This is a genomic window from Sphingomonas sp. (genome assembly GCF_035555815.1).
In the GTDB taxonomy this organism is placed as follows: Bacteria; Pseudomonadota; Alphaproteobacteria; order Sphingomonadales; family Sphingomonadaceae; genus Sphingomonas.
This window is the reverse complement of the sequence record NZ_DATMGG010000180.1, coordinates 1-16150: the sequence shown is the minus strand read 5'-3', so window position 1 is coordinate 16150 and position 16150 is coordinate 1. Positions and strand designations below refer to the sequence as shown.

17 protein-coding genes are annotated in these 16150 nt (G+C 67.2%); 9 read left to right on the top strand and 8 right to left on the bottom strand.

The window, feature by feature from the left end:
- Positions 1 to 662 (top strand): IclR family transcriptional regulator (locus VNR91_RS09860; RefSeq protein ID WP_325490591.1); only part of this gene is annotated, 662 nt, incomplete at its 5' end.
- A gap of 31 nt (positions 663 to 693) precedes the next feature.
- Here VNR91_RS09860 and VNR91_RS09855 read toward each other — a convergent pair.
- Positions 694 to 1536, bottom strand: coding sequence for a fumarylacetoacetate hydrolase family protein (locus VNR91_RS09855; RefSeq protein WP_325490590.1), 843 nt, complete (start codon positions 1534 to 1536; stop codon positions 694 to 696).
- Between the two features lie 185 nt (positions 1537 to 1721).
- Here VNR91_RS09855 and VNR91_RS09850 point away from each other — a divergent pair, with 185 nt between their 5' ends.
- Positions 1722 to 2789, top strand: coding sequence for an alpha/beta hydrolase (locus VNR91_RS09850; RefSeq protein WP_325490589.1), 1068 nt, complete (start codon positions 1722 to 1724; stop codon positions 2787 to 2789).
- Between the two features lie 100 nt (positions 2790 to 2889).
- Here the strand turns inward: VNR91_RS09850 and VNR91_RS09845 are convergent, their stop codons facing one another.
- The 5 genes from VNR91_RS09845 to VNR91_RS09825 form a co-directional block, all read right to left on the bottom strand.
- Entirely contained in the window at positions 2890 to 3642 is a 753-nt protein-coding gene (locus tag VNR91_RS09845) for a gamma-glutamyl-gamma-aminobutyrate hydrolase family protein (RefSeq protein ID WP_325490588.1), read from the bottom strand.
- Positions 3639 to 4592, bottom strand: a complete 954-nt coding sequence (gene epsC / locus VNR91_RS09840; protein WP_325490587.1) for a serine O-acetyltransferase EpsC — start codon at positions 4590 to 4592, stop codon at positions 3639 to 3641. The genes VNR91_RS09845 and epsC overlap by 4 nt, the downstream gene beginning before the upstream one ends.
- A gap of 5 nt (positions 4593 to 4597) precedes the next feature.
- On the bottom strand, positions 4598 to 5239 hold the full coding sequence (locus VNR91_RS09835) for a peroxiredoxin (RefSeq protein ID WP_325490586.1): 642 nt from the start codon (positions 5237 to 5239) through the stop codon (positions 4598 to 4600).
- A 132-nt stretch (positions 5240 to 5371) separates the two neighbouring features.
- Positions 5372 to 7456 (bottom strand): bifunctional (p)ppGpp synthetase/guanosine-3',5'-bis(diphosphate) 3'-pyrophosphohydrolase, encoded by a 2085-nt coding sequence (locus VNR91_RS09830; RefSeq protein ID WP_325490585.1) that lies wholly within the window; start codon positions 7454 to 7456, stop codon positions 5372 to 5374.
- Positions 7457 to 7503: 47 nt separating this feature from the next.
- Positions 7504 to 7821, bottom strand: a complete 318-nt coding sequence (locus tag VNR91_RS09825; protein WP_325490584.1) for a CC_3452 family protein — start codon at positions 7819 to 7821, stop codon at positions 7504 to 7506.
- Positions 7822 to 7963: 142 nt separating this feature from the next.
- On the opposite strand from VNR91_RS09825, the gene VNR91_RS09820 reads away from it, so the two are divergent.
- A complete protein-coding gene (locus tag VNR91_RS09820) occupies positions 7964 to 8449 on the top strand; it encodes a helix-turn-helix domain-containing protein (RefSeq protein WP_325490583.1) in 486 nt (161 codons plus the stop codon).
- A gap of 8 nt (positions 8450 to 8457) precedes the next feature.
- Here the strand turns inward: VNR91_RS09820 and VNR91_RS09815 are convergent, their stop codons facing one another.
- Positions 8458 to 8889: a thioesterase family protein gene (locus tag VNR91_RS09815; protein WP_325490582.1), complete on the bottom strand. Its 432-nt coding sequence runs from the start codon at positions 8887 to 8889 to the stop codon at positions 8458 to 8460.
- A 94-nt stretch (positions 8890 to 8983) separates the two neighbouring features.
- Positions 8984 to 10192, bottom strand: a complete 1209-nt coding sequence (locus VNR91_RS09810) for an LL-diaminopimelate aminotransferase (RefSeq protein ID WP_325490581.1) — start codon at positions 10190 to 10192, stop codon at positions 8984 to 8986.
- Positions 10193 to 10287: 95 nt separating this feature from the next.
- Here VNR91_RS09810 and VNR91_RS09805 point away from each other — a divergent pair, with 95 nt between their 5' ends.
- The 6 genes from VNR91_RS09805 to VNR91_RS09780 form a co-directional block, all read left to right on the top strand.
- Entirely contained in the window at positions 10288 to 10734 is a 447-nt protein-coding gene (locus VNR91_RS09805) for a DUF4440 domain-containing protein (RefSeq protein ID WP_325490580.1), read from the top strand.
- Positions 10735 to 10768: 34 nt separating this feature from the next.
- Positions 10769 to 12499, top strand: a complete 1731-nt coding sequence (gene phaC / locus VNR91_RS09800) for a class I poly(R)-hydroxyalkanoic acid synthase (RefSeq protein WP_325490579.1) — start codon at positions 10769 to 10771, stop codon at positions 12497 to 12499.
- Between the two features lie 119 nt (positions 12500 to 12618).
- Positions 12619 to 13371, top strand: a complete 753-nt coding sequence (locus tag VNR91_RS09795; protein WP_325490578.1) for a phasin family protein — start codon at positions 12619 to 12621, stop codon at positions 13369 to 13371.
- Between the two features lie 193 nt (positions 13372 to 13564).
- A complete protein-coding gene (gene clpS / locus VNR91_RS09790) occupies positions 13565 to 13903 on the top strand; it encodes an ATP-dependent Clp protease adapter ClpS (RefSeq protein WP_325490592.1) in 339 nt (112 codons plus the stop codon).
- 69 nt (positions 13904 to 13972) lie between these two features.
- Positions 13973 to 15256 (top strand): UDP-N-acetylglucosamine 1-carboxyvinyltransferase, encoded by a 1284-nt coding sequence (gene murA, locus VNR91_RS09785; protein WP_325490577.1) that lies wholly within the window; start codon positions 13973 to 13975, stop codon positions 15254 to 15256.
- A gap of 86 nt (positions 15257 to 15342) precedes the next feature.
- Positions 15343 to 16150 (top strand): choice-of-anchor A family protein (locus VNR91_RS09780; protein WP_325490576.1); only part of this gene is annotated, 808 nt, incomplete at its 3' end.

Here is a 16150-nt window from a genome sequence, read left to right as displayed (position 1 = left end):
GGCTGTCCGACATCTCGCAGGCGGTGGGCCGGTCGAAGAACGAGATCTTCCGGATGCTCCATGTGCTCGAACGGCGGCACTATATCGAACGCGCGCAGGGCAACGACCTCTACACGCTGACCAACCGCCTGTTCCTGCTCGGCATGGAGCGCCCGCCGCTCAAGGGGCTGCTCGATATCGCGCTGCCGATGATGCACGAGCTGGCCGACGATACCCAGCAATCCTGCCATCTGGTGGTGCCGTCCGAACAGTTCATGGTGGTGATCGCGCGGATCGATCCGCCCGCCGACCTGGGGCTGGTGGTGCGGATCGGCCATCGCCGGCCGATCCTGGAGGGGACGTCGGGCATGGTGCTGGCCGCGTTCCAGCTTGAGGCGGTGCGGCGTCGCTGGATCGAGGATTATGGCGCCGGCCTGTCTGCCAGCGGCCGCGCCGAACTGGAGCAAAAGCTCGACGACATCGCCAGGCAGGGTTACGCGGCGATCAAGAGTTCGGTGGTGGCGGGGATCACCGACGTGTCGGTGCCGGTGATGAGCAACGGCGCGGCGGTCGCCTCGCTCGCCATTCCCTATATGAAGCGCGTGGGCGTACCGGTGTCGCAGCGCGAGGCGACCGACATGCTGACGCGGGTGGCGACCGCCATCTCGTCCCGGATGCCATAGGGCGCGGGCAAGGGCGGTCGCCGCGCGGGCATCACCCGCCGGTCACGTCCTGCCGTTGCGCGCCCAGCCGGTCGATCCCCAGCGTCACCACGTCGCCGGCCTTCAGGAAGCGCGGCGGCTTCTCGCCCATGCCGACGCCCGGCGGGGTGCCGGTGGTGATGATGTCGCCCGGCAGCAGCGTCATGAAGCGCGAGATGTAGGAGACGAGGAAGGCGACGTCGAAGATCATCGTCGCGGTGCTGCCGGTCTGCGCGCGGACGCCATTGACGTCTAGCCACATATCGAGTGCCTGCGGATCGCCGACCTCGTCCGCCGTCACCAGCCATGGGCCGATCGGACCGAACGTCGGGCAGCCCTTGCCCTTGTCCCACGTGCCGCCGCGTTCGAGCTGATATTCGCGCTCCGACAGATCGTTGATCACGCAATAGCCGGCGACGTGCGCCAGCGCGTCCGCTTCAGCGACATAGGAGGCGGTCGATCCGATCACCACGCCCAGCTCGACCTCCCAGTCGGTCTTGACCGAGCCGCGCGGGATCACGACCGGGTCGTTCGGGCCGTGGATGCAGCTCACCCCCTTGGTGAACAGGATCGGCTCGGCGGGGATCGGCATCCCGGCTTCGTGCGCGTGGTCGCTGTAGTTAAGGCCGACGGCGATGAACTGGCGGGTGCCGGCCACCGGGGTGCCGAGGCGCGTGCCGGCCGCGACGACGGGAAGCTGCGTCAGGTCGACCGCCGCGATCGCGCGCAGCCGATCGGGCGCCAGCGCCGCCGCGTCGATATCGCCGACGATCGACGACAGGTCGCGGATCGCTCCGTCATGATCGACGATGCCGGGCCGTTCCGATCCGGGTTCGCCATGGCGGCACAATTTCATGCGGTCTCTCCTGCAAGGGCAATGTGAGGGGTGGATCAGGGAGCATCCGGCCGCGCCGCGCAAGCACGGCGTCCGGGCGCACGACCAAAAAATCGCGCTGGGCTTCGTCTCGCATGTGATATAGTGTTTTGTCAATGGAACTATAGCGAGGGGGGATGGTCGTGGGGACAGTCTGGGCGCGTGGGATGCTATGGGGTGTTGGCGCGGTGCTGGCGGCAGTGCCGGTGGCGGGGGGCGGGCAGACGGTCGATCGCGACGGCACCGTCCATGTCCCCGCCATCGCCATCCCCGAATCGACGCTGCTCGGCCCGGCGACGCGCGAACAGCTGCGCCGTCAGCGCGCGCCGGGCCCGCAACCACAGCCGCAGGTGGCGCCGCGATCCTGCCCGTCGATGGCGGGGGCGTCGAACGATCAGGTGTCCGCGATCCGCGAATGCGAGGCGCAGGCCTTTTACGTGTCGCCGGCCTACCACCGGCTTCAGGCATTGTTCGACGTATCGATCACCGACCAGACCATCGGCGGCGTGCGGACCGAGGTGGTGGAACCGCGCGGCGGGGTGGCGCCGGTCAATCGCAAGCGCGTGCTGATCAACGTCCATGGCGGCGCCTTTGCCGGCGGCGCGCGGACGCTGAGCCGGATCGAGTCGATGCCGATCGCCGCGACCGGCCGGATCAAGGTGATCAGCATCGATTATCGCCAGGGCCCCGATTTCGCCTTTCCGGCGGCGAGCGAGGATGTCGCCGCCGTCTATCGCCAGCTGATCAAGAGCTATGACCCGCGCAACATCGGCATCTACGGCTGTTCGGCGGGCGGGCTGCTGACGGCGCAGAGTATCGCCTGGTTCCTGAAGGAGAAGCTGCCCCTTCCCGGCGCGATCGGGATGCTGTGCGAGGGCGGCGCCTATTGGACCGAGGGGGATTCATCGCGGATGGTCTACGACACCTCGCAGCACACTTATGCGGTCAATCCGTATCTGGCGCACGTCGACCCGAATGATCCGCTGGTCTTCCCCGCGCGCTCGGCGGAGGTGCTGGCGAAGTTCCCGCCGACCCTGCTGGTCACCGCGACGCGCGACTTCGCGCTGAGTTCGACGGTCTACACCCACTCACGCCTGGTCGCGCTGGGCGTCCCGGCCGAACTGCACGTATGGGAGGGGCTGCCGCACGCCTTTCACATGGACCCCGACCTGCCCGAGTCCCGCGAGGTCTACGACGCGGTCGTGCGCTTCTTCGACAAGAGGCTCGGCAAATAGGGGCCTAAGCCCGGCGCCAGCCCGATCGCCATGCCCAGCAACACCTGAACGCCAAAGGTGGACAGCCACTCGGCGCGGCGCGGTAGGGTGGTTTGGGTCGTCACATCCTGCCCAGGTGGGTTCCGGTCGCGTGCAGCGAGCGGCCGATCAGGTCGAAAAAGGCGCGATTGGCGCCGCCGCTCGCGCCGTCCCATTCGGGGTGCCACTGCACCGCCAGCACATCGCCGCCGCACGGCCGCGCGGAGATCGCCTCGATCAGCCCGTCGTCGGCCGCCACCGCCTCGACGCGCAGCCCGTCGCCGAGACGGTCGACCCCTTGTTCGTGGACCGAATTGACGATCGCGCGGCGTTGCCCGGTCGCGGTGGCGAGCACGCCGTGATCGACCAGGTCGATCGCGTGACAATGGGCGAACTGGTCGTCGAAGCCGGCATCGGCGCCGCGATGGTGCCGCCCGCGACAGACCTCGCTCGACAGGCTGCCGCCGAACAGCACGTTGATCTGCTGAAAGCCGCGACAGATGCCGAACACCGGCTGGCCGCGCTCGATCATGTGGCCGGCCAGGCGCAGCGCGACCTCGTCGCGCGCTTCGTCGAGCCGGGTGTCGTCACCTACGGCTTCCGCGCCATAGCGGTGCGGTGCGACGTGCGAGCGCGATCCCGTCAGCAACAGCCCGTCGAGCCGCTCGGCCACCGCCGGCAGATCGCTCGAATCGGTGATCGCGGGCACCAGCAGCACCGTCGCCCCGGCGATGCGCGAGAGCGGGTCGATGAAGCGGGTCGCCACAACCTGGACGGGGCGGTCGATCCGCTCGTTGCAGCACAGCACGCCGATCGCCGGGCGGCGCGCGGTCATGACGCCGCCCGCAGCAGCGTCTCGCGCAGCGATAGCCCGGCGCGGGGATCGAGGGTCAGCGCCTCGGGCTGCACCACCACCGATTTCGCCGGCACGTCCGACAGCAGCCAGACGTTGCCGCCGATCGTCGATCCGCGCCCGATGACGACCCGCCCGAGGATGGTGGCGCCGGCATAGATGACGACGTCGTCCTCGACGATCGGATGGCGGGCGTGGCGATCGCGCACGGTGAGCTGCGCGGCGCCGAGCGGGCTGCGCGCGCCCAGCGTGACATGCTGGTAGAGCCGCACCCGTTCGCCGATGATCGCGGTCTCCCCGATCACCACGCCGGTGCCGTGGTCGATGAAGAAGCTGGCGCCGATCGTCGCGCCGGGGTGGATGTCGATCCCGGTCCGCTCATTGGCCAGTTCGGAAATGATCCGCGCGACGATCGCCGCGCCCAGCGTGTGGAGCTGATGCGCGATGCGGTGATGCAGGCTGGCGACCGCGCCGGGATAACAGATCAGGATCTCGTCGACGCTGCGCGCGGCGGGATCGCCCAGAAAAGCGGCCTCGACATCGCTGTCGATCAGGCGGCGGATGTCGCCCAGCGTCGTGGCGAACAGATCGACGATGGTGCGGGCGTGGCCCGGCTCGAATGCCGCGTCCGCCTCCCCCTGCCAATAGTCGAGCTCGCTTTCCACCTCGGCGGTGAGCGCGATCAGCGCGCGCTCCAACCGTGCGGCGACGAAGTCGTTCTCGCCCTCCGCATCGCCGCTGCCATCGGCGTTGCCGTTGGGCCGGTATCCGCCCAGCCGGCGCGGATAGATCGCGGCGGACAGGTCGTCGATCACCGCCGCCAGCGCGTGCCGCGACGGGAATCGGCGCCCATTGAGCAGGTTCGGCCGCGCGTCGCGGGCGGCCAGCCGGGCAGCGTACAACGCCTCCACGGCGGTGAAGATCGCCGACATGTGCGTTACCCGCCTTTCGCCGGCTGCTTGACGGTGCGCAGATAGGGTTTGTGCGCGGTCCAGCCGTCGGGGAACAGCGCTGTCGCGCCCTCGTCGCTGACCGACGGCAGGATGATGACGTCGTCGCCGTCGCGCCAGTCGGCCGGGGTCGCCACCTTGTGCGTCTCGGTCAGCAGGATGCTGTCGATCGCGCGCAGGATCTCGGCGAAGTTGCGCCCGGTCGACGCGGGGTAGGTCAGCGTCAGCCGCACGCGCCGGGCCGGATCGATCACGAACACGGTGCGTACGGTGGCGGTGTCCGACGCATTGGGGTGGATCAGCCCGAGCAGATCGGCGACGCGCCGGTCATGATCGGCGATCAGCGGGAAATTGAGCGTGGTGCCCTGCGTCTCGGCGATGTCCTCGGCCCAGCGTCGATGACTGTCGACCGGATCGACCGACAGCCCGAGCACCTTGACCCCGCGCCGGTCGAACTCGGGCTTGAGCCGCGCGACCGCGCCCAGTTCGGTGGTGCAGACCGGGGTGAAAGCCCTGGGGTGCGAGAACAGCAGCACCCAGTCGTCGCCCGCCCAATCGTAGAAGCGGAGCGGACCGATCGTCGAATCCTGCGTGAAATCGGGAACGGTATCGAGCAGCCTGAGCGACATGGGGCATCTCCAGCGAGGTGCCTCGTATATCCCATTGCTTAAATGGGAAATGAGAGGGAGAAAAAATTCGCCCGGTTCAACCTGACCTTTCGGCGAAACGAATGGCTGGACGGGGCGGGAGCAGGTTCCCGACTACAGCCGTTCCGCCCCGCTGACCGCGTCGGTGGCGCGCAATGCGGCGAGCAGCCTGGTCAGGTGCGCGGCGTTGCGCACCTCCAGGTCGATGGTGTTGGTGTGATAGGTGGTGTCGCGGTTGTCGAGCCGCAGCCCCAGGATGTTGGCCTTGTGCGCGCCGATCACCGTCGCGATCGCCCCCAGCGCGCCGGGTTCGTTCTTCAGCGACACCGCGATGCGCGCGACGCCGCCCTCCGCCTTGTCGCCCCAGGCCAGGTCGATCCAGTCGCCGTCGGCGTTGGCCTCCAGCTCCGGGCAGGCGATGTTGTGGACGGTGATGCCCTCGCCCGGCCGGCGGATGCCGACGATGCGGTCTCCGGGCACCGGGCGGCAGCATTCGGCGAGCTGATACGCGACCCCCGGCGTCAGCCCGCGGATCGAGATGGCGTGGCGCTGCGGCGGGGCGACATGCTCGTCGCCGGCGGAGCCGGGCATCAGTGCCTCCATCACCTGGGCATCGGTGATCTTGCCCAGCGCGATGCCCTCGATCAGCGCGTCCTCGTCGGCCAGCTTGAGCCGCTTGACCGCGTCGTCGACCGCGTCCTCGTTGACCGGGGCTGGCAGGCGGGTGACGATGTCGTCGTAGAGCTTGCGCCCCAGCGTCTGGATCTCGCCGCGCTCCTTGTGCCGTTGGTGGCGGCGGATCGCCGCGCGCGCCTTTCCGGTGATCGCGAAGTTGAGCCAGTTGGGCTGCGGCTCCTGCCCCTTGGAGCGCAGGATCTGCACCGAATCGCCGTTGGCCATCACCGTGCGCAGTGGCACCACCCGCCCGTTGATCTTCGCGCCGACCGCCTGGTCGCCCAGATCGGTGTGCACGGCATAGGCGAAGTCGATCGGCGTCGCGCCCTTCGGCAGCTGGATCAGTTCGCCGCGCGGGGTGAAGGCGAAGATCCGGTCGGCGTACATCGCCATCCGGGTATGCTCGAGCAGCTCCTCCGGGCTGGCGGCGGTCTCGAGGATCTCGAGCAGGTCGCTGATCCACGGCACCTGGGTGTCGGGGCGGACGACGTCCTGCTTGTACGCCCAGTGCGCGGCGATGCCGAACTCGGCCTGCGCGTGCATCGCATGGGTGCGGATCTGGATCTCGATGCGGGTATTGTCGCCGTAGAACACCGACGTGTGCAGCGAGCGATAGCCGTTGCGCTTCGGCGTCGAGATATAATCCTTGAACCGCGCCGGCACCATCGGCCACTTGCGATGGATCACCCCCAGCGCGCGATAGCATTCCTCCTCGGTCTCGACGATCGCGCGGAACGCCATCAGGTCGGACAATTGCTCCAGGTTGACGTGGCGCTCGGCCATCTTGCGCCAGATCGAATAGGGGTGCTTCTCGCGGCCCGACACATCGGCCTCGATCCCCGCGCGCGACAGGCTGGTCTTCACCGCCCCGGCGATCTTGGCGATGCGATCGTCGCCGCCTTCCTTCAGCGCGCCCAGCCGCTTGGTGATCGATTCATAGGCCTCGGGCTCGAGCTGCCGGAAGGCGAGCGTCTGCATCTCCTTCATGAATTCGTACATGCCGATCCGCTCGGCGAGCGGGGCGTAGATGTCGAGCGTCTCGCGCGCGATCCGCCGGCGCTTGTCCTCCGACTTGATGTGGTGGAGCGTGCGCATGTTGTGCAGCCGGTCGGCCAGCTTGACCAGCAGCACGCGGATGTCGTCGGACATCGCCAACAGGAACTTGCGCAGATTCTCGGCGGCGCGCTCGCTTTCGGTCTGCGCCTCGATCTTGCTCAGCTTGGTGACGCCGTCGACCATCCGCGCGACGTTGCCGCCAAACAGCCGCTCGATCTCCTCCGGGGTGGCGACGGTGTCCTCGATCGTGTCGTGCAGGATCGCGGTGGCGATCGTCTCGGCATCGAGGTGAAGGTCGGTCAGGATGCCGGCCACCTCGATCGGGTGGCTGAAATAGGGATCGCCCGACGCGCGCAACTGGCTGCCGTGCGCCTTCATCGAAAAGACATAGGCGCGGTTCAGCAGCGCCTCGTCGGCTTCCGGATCGTAGCCGAGGACTCGATCGACCAGTTCATATTGCCGCAGCACGCCGCCTAGATGGGGCGGCGCGCTGCTGCTTTGCAATAATATTCAAACTATTTGGCGCTGCCGTTGCACTTTTCGAGCGCTTCGCCGGTGAAGGCGGTGCCGTTGGCGGTGAATGCCGAAAGCTGGCCGATGCGCTGCGCGACCATCGCGCACACCGTGGTGTCGCGGTCCGGCGCCTTGCCGGCGGTGCAGACGGTGTCGCTGCACTTCCAGATAGTGTTGCGCGTGACCAGGCTGGCCTTCTTGAGCTGGCCGGAGGCGGCGGTGGCGCTGTAATAGGCGTTGCCCTGCGCGGTGGCAGGCACCGCGGCGAACAGCATCAGCGAAGCGGCGGCGGCCGCGGCGGTGGAAACGATACGGATCATCACAAGCCTCCCGGGGAATTAGGTTGCTGTTTGCTACCTATCCGAGTCGGAGATGAGTTGCAAGTGAAAACGTTTGCTGCGATGCAATAGCACAATCAGTTTCAATTCAAAGACTTTTCCGTTAGGGTGCGACGCCATGGGAATGAACGGGCTCAGGGAGCCGCTTCGGGATTTGACGTGCAGTCTGCCCGCCGCGCTTGAGGCGATGGGTGAGCGCTGGTCGTTCCTGCTGCTGCGGGCGGCATTCAACGGCCTTCATCACTTCGAGGAGTTCCAGTCCGAACTCGGCATCGCGCGCAACATCCTCGCCAACCGGCTGGCGCGGCTGGTCAGCCACGGCATCCTCGAACGACGCGCGCTGCCCGACGATCGCCGCAAGATCGAGTATCGGCTGACCGAAAAGGGCATGGCGCTGCTGCCGACGATGGTCGCGCTGCGCCAATGGGGCGAACGGTGGGAGACCGGGGTGCCGGCGCTGCCGATCCTGGTCGACGCGCGCGATCATCGCCCGGTGCGCGAGGTGCGGGTGCTGGCACACGACGGCCGCGAACTGGCCAAGACCGATCTGCTGTGGTCGCTACCCGAAGATGTGGCGAGCGGCGATCCGCGACTGAAGGCGGCGGAATAGCCGCACCGTCAGCCGCCCTCGGGCAGCGCGGCCAGATAGGCGCGGATCGCGTCCGACAGCGGCGTCGGCGCGGATGTCGGCAGATGGACGTTGACCACCACCATCGTCACCACCGCATGTAGATCGCCGGTTGCCGCGTTGGCCATTTCCAGCCGCTGGGTCAGGCTGGTGCGGCCGATCTTCTCGATGCGGACCGACGCCTCGACCTCGTCGCCCCACACGAAGGGCTTGAGGTAATCGACCTCGGCGCGGCGGACGTGGAATTCGGCGTCGGTCCATTCGCGGCCCAGTGCCTCGGCGATCCCGGTCCACTCCCAATATTCGGTCACCGCGACGTCGGCATATTCCAGGTAGCGCGAGTTGAAGACGACTTTCTGGCCGTCGATCTCGGCATAGCGGACGCGGAAGCGGGTGGAGAAGGCGAAGCCGGGGCGGGACATGGCGCGGCTTTGGACCATCACCGGACCGGGGGCAATCGCCCGCGCCCTTGCGGGGCTTCGCTGCTGCCTCCCGCTTCCGACAGGAGGGGAATCCTCAGCCCGCCGCCTGATCGGGGGTGTTGACGCCCATCGACTGGAGGTACCGCTTCACGTTGCGCGCAGCCTGGCGCAGGCGCTGTTCGTTCTCGACCATCGCGATGCGGACATAGCCCTCGCCATTCTCGCCATAGCCGACGCCCGGCGCCACCGCGACCTTGGCCTCGGTCAGCAACTGCTTGGAGAATTCGAGGCTGCCGAGATGCTTGAGTGCGGGGGGCAGCGGTGCCCAGGCGAACATCGACGCGGGCGGGCTGGGGATATCCCAGCCGGCGCGCGCGAAGCTCTCGACCAGCACGTCGCGGCGCTTGTGATAAAGCTGGCGGTTGCGCTCGACGATGTCCTGCGGCCCGTTGAGCGCGGCGCACGCTGCCGCCTGGATCGGGGTGAAGGCGCCGTAGTCGAGGTACGACTTGACCCGCGACATCGCCGCGATCAGCGTCTTGTTGCCGACCGCGAAGCCCATCCGCCACCCGGCCATCGAATAGGTCTTGCTGAGCGAGGTGAACTCGACCGCGACGTCCTTCGCGCCCTTGACCTGCAGGATCGACGGGGTTGGCTTGCCGTCGAAATAGAGTTCGGAATAGGCGAGGTCGCTCAGCACCCACACCTTGTTCTCGCGCGCCCAGGCGACCAGCCGCTCGTAAAAGGCGAGGTCGACGGTTTCGGCGGTCGGGTTCGACGGATAGTTGACCACCAGCACGCTCGGGCGCGGCACGGTGAAGTACATCGCGCGCTCTAGGCTGTCGAAATAGGCATCGTCGGGGGTGGTCGGCACCGCGCGGATCGTCGCGCCCGCGATGATGAAGCCGAAGGTGTGGATCGGATAGCTGGGGTTGGGCGCCAGCACGACGTCGCCCGGCGCGGTGATCGCCGTGGCGAGGCTGGCCAGCCCCTCCTTCGACCCCATCGTCACCACCACCTCGCTCTCGGGATCGAGATCGACGCCGAAGCGGCGGCCATAGTAATTGGCCTGGGCGCGGCGCAGCCCCGGAATCCCCTTCGACTGCGAATAGCCGTGGGCGTCGGGCTTGCGCGCGACCTCGCACAGCTTTTCGATGACGTGCTCGGGCGGCGGCAGGTCGGGGTTGCCCATGCCGAGGTCGACGATGTCCTCTCCGCCCGCGCGCGCGGCCGCCCGCATCGCGTTGACTTCGGCGATGACATAGGGGGGCAGGCGGCGGATGCGGTAGAACTCTTCGGACACGCGAAATCCCTCATGCTTGCCGTCGCTTCGCGCGCGACGATGCGCTATCATAGCGCCATCCGCGGCGGACGAACACTGCGGAACGGAGGGGTAATATGCTGGAGATCCTGCTGTTGGGGGCGTCGATGGTCGCGCTCCCCGCCGATGCGCCGCAATGCCGGCGCGAAACGCTCGCCCATGCGATCGATCGCTACGCCAACGCACAACTGGTCCAGGACACCGCCAGCATGGCGACGATGTACGGCACCGATGGCGTGCTGGTAGGGCCGGACAAGGCGGATATCGTCGGGTCGGAGAAGGTGATGGCCTATCTCGACAAATTCGCCGGCTGGCAGATCGACGACGCGACGATGACCATCGCCACCACCGTCAAGGCCGACGGCGGCTGGCAGGTCGACGGGCGTTTTGCCCAGGCGGGCAAGGACGACAAGGGCAAGGCGTTCAAGCAGAGCGGCCGCTTCACCTCGACCTGGGCCTGCGTCACCGCCGACGATATCACCAGCTGGCGCGTCAAGCGCATGGAAACCACGACCGGCGGCTGATCGCCGCCCGCATCCGAAGCCGGAGCCCGTACCGATGACCGATTCGCACGCGCCTTCCCCGCCTCCCAGCCTGGAGGACATGCAGCATTGGACATGGGTGCTGGGCCGCGCGCAGCAGATGATGCTGGAGGCGGGGATGGCCGCGGCCGAGCAGGCGCCGGTGGTGCCGTCGCTGTTCGACCCCACGCCGATGCTGCGCGCCTCCGCCGATTTCTGGGCGGATTCGATCCGGCTGTGGCAACGTTTCCTCGACCCCGCCCACGCGGGCGCGTTCGAGGAGACCCCGGAACAGGCCCGCGACAAGCGGTTCAAGGCGAAGGAATGGCGCGAGGAGCCGGTGTTCGACTTCCTGCGCCAGAGCTATTTCACCATCGCCGAGCATCTGGTGAAGGGGGTCGATGCGCTCGACGGGGTCGACGCCCGGCAAAAGGAGCAGATCCGTTTCGCCACGCGCGGCTTCATCGACGCGATGAGCCCGAGCAATTTCCCCGCGACCAATCCCGACGTGCTCAACAAGATCATCGAGACGCGCGGTGAAAGCCTGCTCCGGGGCCTGCACAACATGCTGGCCGATCTGGGCAAGGGGCAGGTGACCCATACCGATCCGACCGCGTTCGAGGTCGGGCGCAATCTGGCGACGACGCCCGGCAAGGTGGTGAAACGCACCCCGCTGTATGAGCTGATCCAGTATTCGCCGACCACCGCGAACGTGCTCAAGACGCCGCTGGTGATCTTTCCGCCGTGGATCAACCGCTTCTACATCCTCGACCTCGCGCCCGAGAAGAGCTTCATAGCGTGGGCGGTGGCGCAGGGCCTGACGGTGTTCATGGTGTCGTGGAAATCGGCCGACGCGGGCATGGCCGGGGTGACCTGGGACAATTATGTCGACGACGGGCAGATCGACGCGATCGATACGGTGCGCGCGCTGCTGGGGGTCGAGAGCGTCCACACCGTCGGCTATTGCGTCGCGGGCACCACGCTGGCGGCGACGCTGGCGGTGCTGGCCGCGCGCGGGCAGGCGGACAAGGTCGCCAGCGCGACCTTCTTCACCGCGCAGGTCGATTTCAGCGAGGCCGGCGACCTCAATCTGTTCGTCGACGATGACCAGATGGCACTGATCAAGAGCCTGGCGACCGACGGCTATCTCGACGGGCGCTATATGGCGGCGACGTTCAACCTGCTGCGCGGGCGCGACCTGATCTGGAACTACGTCACCAGCAATTACCTGATGGGGCAGGATTACCTGCCGTTCGACCTGCTCCACTGGAACGGCGACGTCACCAATTTGCCGGCGCTGTGGCACCAGAATTACCTGACCGACCTGTACCGCGACAACCGGTTGGTCGTGCCCGAATCGCTGGCGATCAACGGCACGCCGATCGACCTGCGCAAGGTGATGGTGCCGACCTATGTCCAGGCGGGGCGCGAGGATCATATCGCGCCGATGCACAGCGTCTGGAAGATCACGCACCATTTCGCCGGGCCGCTGCGCTTCGTGCTGGCGGGATCGGGCCATATCGCCGGGGTGGTCAACCCGCCCGCCGCCGGCAAATATCAATATTGGACCAACGCCGAACCTGTCGCGACGATCGAGGAATTCATCGCCGGCGCGACCGAGACCAAGGGGAGCTGGTGGCCGGACTGGATCGCGTGGGTGCGCGCGCTCGACAGCGACGAGCTGCCCGCGAAAGCGGCCAGAATACCGGGCAAGGGCAAGCTGAAGCCGCTCGGCGATGCGCCCGGGCACTACGTCAGAACCCGCTGAAATCCGGGGTTTCCTCTCCCGTCTTACGGTTTTGTTGCAGTGCACAAATTTTGCTTGCTTTTTGAGCGGGCGGACCTATTTGTGCATCGCAGCAACAACCGGAACGCGGATTGAGGACGATGGCGAACAAGGGACCAAAGAGGGGCGTCAAGGCGCCGGCTGCCGAGGCTCCGAAGGCGCGCGCGCTCAACAGCACGGCCCCGGCGACAACGACGGCGGCCAAGCCGGTCGCGGCCCCTGTGGCCAAGCAGGTTGCGGCCCCTGTGGCCAAGCCGGTCACGGCTCCCGCACCCAAGCCCGTCGCGGCCCCGGCGGTCGCTGCGGTTCAACCTGTTCCGCCGGTTACGGACATCGCCGCCGAAACCGTCGTCCCGGTCATCAAAACGGCGAAAGCCACCCCCACCGCCGCGGCCAAGCCCGCGCAACCCGCAAGCAAGGATACCCCCGTCATGGCTACCCAGTTCGAAGCGCCGAAGGTTTTCGCCGACATCAACGACCGCGCCCAGGCCGCGGTGCAGAAGTCGACCAAGCTGGTCGAGGAATTCAACGATTTCGCCAAGGGCAACGTCGAAGCGATCGTCGAGTCGGGCCGCATCACCGCCAAGGGCTTCGAGACCCTGGGCCAGGATGCCGCCGAATACGGCCGCAAGTCGTTCGAGGGCTTCACCGCGACGCTCAAGAACCTCGCCACCGTCAAGTCGCCGGCCGATTTCTTCAAGCTGCAGAGCGACTATGTCCGCACCTCGTTCGACTCGGCCGTCGCCGAAGCGTCGAAGGGCACCGAGGCGTTCATCAAGCTGGCCGGCGACGCCGCCCAGCCGCTGTCGAACCGCTTCGCGGTTGCCGCCGACAAGGTGAAGTCGGTCAACTAAGCGCGTTCGCGCCAGTTAAGCGTACCCCAGGAAGGGCGGTCACTGTCATGGTGGCCGCCCTTTCCTCTTGGCGCCCGGCGCGGGATCGTCGGGGCGCGGTGGCGACGTCGCGACGGCATGTGCTGTCAAGCCCTTGCCCTGCCGCCCCGGAATGCCATATTTTTATCCGGTGACCTCAATTCAGCAGATCCAGATGGCCGACGAGAACGAAGGCGGCGGCGGTGATGACGATTCCGGCGATGCGCTGGGCGTCGCCACCCGCACCCGCACGCGCACCAAGAAGCCGACACCCTATCGCGTGCTGATGCTCAACGACGATTATACCCCGATGGAGTTCGTCGTGCTGGTGCTGCAACGCTTTTTCCGCATGACCATGGAGGAGGCGACGCAGGTCATGCTCCACGTCCACCAGAAGGGCGTCGGGGTGTGCGGCGTGTTCAGCTACGAGGTCGCCGAGACCAAGGTCGGGCAGGTGATGGACTTCGCCCGCGAGAATCAGCACCCGCTGCAATGCACGCTGGAAAAGGCGTGATCTGATCGCCGGCGCGCGCGGTGCGCTGGTCCCGCTTGCGCGAGGGCGCGCGCACGATACAAGCCGGGCATGGACCGTATCCTCATCCGTGGCGGCAACCGCCTCCAGGGCCGCATCTTCATCTCGGGCGCCAAGAACGCGGCATTGACGCTGATGCCGTGCGCGCTGCTCACCGACGAGCCGCTGACGCTGCGCAATCTGCCGCGCCTGGCCGACGTCGACAGCTTTGGCCATCTGCTCAACCAGCTTGGCGCGTCGACCGCGATCGAGGGGTCGCGGCCCGAGGATTTCGGGCGGGTGATGACGATCCGCGCGGGCCGGCTGACCTCGACCGAAGCGCCTTACGACATCGTCCGCAAGATGCGCGCGTCAATCCTGGTGCTGGGCCCGCTGATCGGCCGCGCGGGGGAAGCGACGGTGTCGCTGCCTGGCGGCTGCGCGATCGGCAACCGCCCCATCGACCTGCACCTGAAGGCGATGGAGGCGATGGGCGCGGAGATCGAGCTGGCGGCGGGCTATGTCAAAGCAGTCGCGCCGGGCGGGCGGCTGCCGGGCGGGCGAGTCAGCTTTCCGGTGGTGTCGGTCGGCGCGACGGAGAACGCGCTGATGGCGGCGGTCACCGCGCGCGGCGGCACCGTGATCGAGAACGCGGCGCGCGAGCCCGAGATCGTCGACCTGTGCAACTGCCTGGTCGCGATGGGTGCCAGCATTTCCGGCATCGGCACGGAGACGCTGGAGATCGAGGGGCGCGATCGGCTCCACGGCGCCACTTATGCGGTCATGCCCGACCGGATCGAGGCGGGCAGCTATGCCTGCGCCGCGGCGATCACCGGCGGATCGGTCGAGCTGGCCGGTGCCGAGGCGAACGACATGCGCGCGACCATCGCCGCGCTGGTCGAGGCGGGGGTCAGCGTCGAGGAGGGCAAGGGGTCGATCAAGGTGTCCGCGGACGGGCCACTGCGCCCCATCACCCTGTCGACCGCGCCGTTCCCCGGCTTCGCCACCGACATGCAGGCGCAGTTCATGGCGATGCTGTGCAAGGCGGATGGCGCCAGCGTGCTGACCGAGACGATCTTCGAGAACCGTTATATGCACGTGCCGGAACTGGCGCGGATGGGCGCCGACATCACCGTCACCGGCCGGTCGGCGGTGGTGCGCGGCGTCGCCGGACTGGTCGGCGCGCAGGTGATGGCGACCGATCTGCGCGCATCGATGAGCCTGATCATCGCGGGCCTGGCCGCCGAGGGGGAAACCCAGGTGAGCCGCGTCTATCACCTCGACCGCGGCTATGAACGGCTCGAGGAAAAGCTGTCGGCGGTGGGTGCCGATATCGAGCGTATCGGCGACGGGTGACGATGCGTCCCGTAGTGTGACAGCTGAACCGATATTTACCGTAATCCGGTATAGCGCCTGCCGGTGAAGCTCCTATTCCGGCGGCTATGTACAAGCGCTTTCTCATCGGTGCGGCGATCGCCGCGACCGCAACCTCCGCAGCCTTTGCATCCCCAGTGGTGGGGACGGACGCGCTGCGCGAATGGAACCTTATCGTCCTGGGCGACCTTACCTCCAGTTCGGAGGTGGAGGGGCGGACCTTCGTCGGCGGGAACCTCAGCGGCAATTCGTCCAACTATCAGATCAGCACGCCCGCGCCGTCTCCGACTGGTCAGCCGGGACTGATCGTGGTCGGCGACGTCACCGGCGGTACCAAGAACCTCAACAACGGCTCCGGCGCGATTGTCGGCGGCAACGTCACCAGCGGGTTCAACCTGAACGGCGCGGCGCAGACGGTGCAGGTCGGCGGCACCATTTCCAACACCAATGTCAACCAGAATACCGTACAGTCCGGGCTGGCCAACAGCGGCAGCTTCCTGTCCGACCTGACGCTGCAAAAGACCGTGCTGGCGAGCAGCATGACCGACCTGTCCCAGTCGATGGGCGCGCTGACCAGCAACAGCGCGCTGACGATCAGTGGCAATCGCGGCACGTTCAACGCCACGCCCAATGCGGATGGCATTGCGGTGTTCAACATCGCCGCGAGCGACCTCGACAGGATCGGGGAGATTCAGTTCAACCTGAATGGTGCCGACACCGCGATCGTCAACGTCAGCGGCGCGGCGATCACGCTCAACGACAATTTCCTGGGTGGCACGAACGGGCTGGGGGAGCATGTCATCTGGAATTTTCCCGATGCGACAACGCTCGGCCTGACCACCGCCTGGGGCGGATCGATCCTCGCCCCCGGCGCCG

Excerpts from the sequence above, each read along its gene's own strand:
- VNR91_RS09820 (WP_325490583.1), top strand. The coding sequence starts at position 7,964 with ATGAACGGGCTCAGGGAGCCGCTTCGGGATTTGACGTGCAGTCTGCCC.
- epsC (WP_325490587.1), bottom strand. The coding sequence starts at position 4,592 with ATGTCGGCGATCTTCACCGCCGTGGAGGCGTTGTACGCTGCCCGGCTG.
- clpS (WP_325490592.1), top strand. The coding sequence starts at position 13,565 with ATGGCCGACGAGAACGAAGGCGGCGGCGGTGATGACGATTCCGGCGAT.
- VNR91_RS09825 (WP_325490584.1), bottom strand. The coding sequence starts at position 7,821 with ATGATCCGTATCGTTTCCACCGCCGCGGCCGCCGCCGCTTCGCTGATG.
- murA (WP_325490577.1), top strand. The coding sequence starts at position 13,973 with ATGGACCGTATCCTCATCCGTGGCGGCAACCGCCTCCAGGGCCGCATC.
- VNR91_RS09805 (WP_325490580.1), top strand. The coding sequence starts at position 10,288 with ATGCTGGAGATCCTGCTGTTGGGGGCGTCGATGGTCGCGCTCCCCGCC.
- VNR91_RS09850 (WP_325490589.1), top strand. The coding sequence starts at position 1,722 with ATGCTATGGGGTGTTGGCGCGGTGCTGGCGGCAGTGCCGGTGGCGGGG.
- VNR91_RS09855 (WP_325490590.1), bottom strand. The coding sequence starts at position 1,536 with ATGAAATTGTGCCGCCATGGCGAACCCGGATCGGAACGGCCCGGCATC.
- VNR91_RS09845 (WP_325490588.1), bottom strand. The coding sequence starts at position 3,642 with ATGACCGCGCGCCGCCCGGCGATCGGCGTGCTGTGCTGCAACGAGCGG.
- phaC (WP_325490579.1), top strand. The coding sequence starts at position 10,769 with ATGACCGATTCGCACGCGCCTTCCCCGCCTCCCAGCCTGGAGGACATG.
- VNR91_RS09835 (WP_325490586.1), bottom strand. The coding sequence starts at position 5,239 with ATGTCGCTCAGGCTGCTCGATACCGTTCCCGATTTCACGCAGGATTCG.
- VNR91_RS09795 (WP_325490578.1), top strand. The coding sequence starts at position 12,619 with ATGGCGAACAAGGGACCAAAGAGGGGCGTCAAGGCGCCGGCTGCCGAG.
- VNR91_RS09815 (WP_325490582.1), bottom strand. The coding sequence starts at position 8,889 with ATGTCCCGCCCCGGCTTCGCCTTCTCCACCCGCTTCCGCGTCCGCTAT.